This is a genomic window from Aliterella sp. E5.1, assembly GCF_057473825.1.
Genome location: NZ_JBYCCV010000408.1, coordinates 1 through 1311, shown reverse-complemented (window position 1 = coordinate 1311; position 1311 = coordinate 1). Strand labels below are relative to the sequence as shown.

The 1311-nt window shown below is 45.7% G+C and carries 2 protein-coding genes; both read left to right on the top strand.

The annotated features are described in order from the left end of the window. A partial coding sequence (locus AC2VE5_RS27725) for a DUF1822 family protein (RefSeq protein ID WP_486890729.1) occupies positions 1 to 942 on the top strand: 942 nt, incomplete at its 5' end. A 16-nt stretch (positions 943 to 958) separates the two neighbouring features. Continuing rightward, positions 959 to 1311 (top strand): hypothetical protein (locus tag AC2VE5_RS27720; protein WP_486890728.1); only part of this gene is annotated, 353 nt, incomplete at its 3' end.

The following is a 1311-nucleotide window of genomic DNA, read 5'->3' as shown; positions in this document are numbered from 1 at the left end:
ATGACAAAAAAGTTATTAAAGTCTTCAACCTTCACTGTCCCTCTAGGAACAGAATCTCATCGCCTAGCTCAACAATTTAGTAAGCAACACGATCGCTCAAAGGCAAAGCAGGTTTATCTCAATACTTTGACTGTGTATGCTGCAAAGTTTTACCTAAGTTGCATGGAGATAGAAACTAATTGTTCAGCTAGTTTTAGTTGGGACCCAGTGTGGCAAAGCTTGATGGATGTAGCCGATTTAGAAATCCCAAATTTAGGTAGACTAGAGTGTCGTCCTGTACTACCAGATACACAAGTTGTTCGCATTCCTCCAGAAGTTTGGTCAGAGCGAGTTGGTTATGTAGCAGTGCAGCTTGAAGCTTCATTGCAAGAAGCTACGCTGCTAGGATTTACTCAAACAGTCTCAATGGAGGAGCTACCACTTACCGAGTTACGATCGCTCGATGAGCTACTAACACATTTGATAGCAATCGCGCAATCCCAGCGCACTCAACAGACAAATCTAAGTCAATGGTTTGAAAATATGTTTGATGCTGGCTGGCAGTCGCTGGAAGCTCTTTTTTCCACAGACGTAGAGCGTTTATCTTTTGGGCTGAGGAGTAATTTTCAGTTAAGCGATTGCGCCGTCAAAGGGGCAAAGATGATCGATCTAGGTTTGCAACTGGGTAATCGATTTGTAGTGCTGCTGATCGCGATCGCCCCAGAAGTCGATGATAAAGTTGGTATTTTAGTCCAGTTACACCCTGGTAGTGGAGAAAATTGCTTACTACCTCACACTAAACTAATTTTGCTCTCGGATTCTGGAGTAGTTCTGCAAGAAGTACAAGCTCGCAGCCAAGATAACTACATTCAGCTTAAACGGTTTAGAGGCAACCGTGAGGAATGTTTTAGTATTCAAATAACTGTTAATAATGTTAGCGTTACAGAAACTTTCCAAATCTAATCGCGGAGCGGACAGCATGAATAAATCGGTTGTTCTGAGCTTAGGTAATGGCGATTTGCATAACGGCTTTCCCACCGTTACGGTTCAGCTTTGGTCAGCTTGTAGCAACCCTGCTCCTACAAAGTTCACAGGTAGTTTGCCCGCCGCACCAAAAATTGCTGAACTCTATCAATCGTGGCAGTTACTATACTTAGCTCTTTGTCAACGGTTAGATTGTCATCCTCGTTTAGAGATTGATAGTGCACCCGTCCCGACCCGCAGGTCCACACCGCGCAGGATGGGCGCGGTGCCGTACTGGCAGCACAGGCCGGAGATCTCGAGCATCAGTCCACCCGCAGGTACACGGCCTGCACCTCGTCGTTGGCGCGG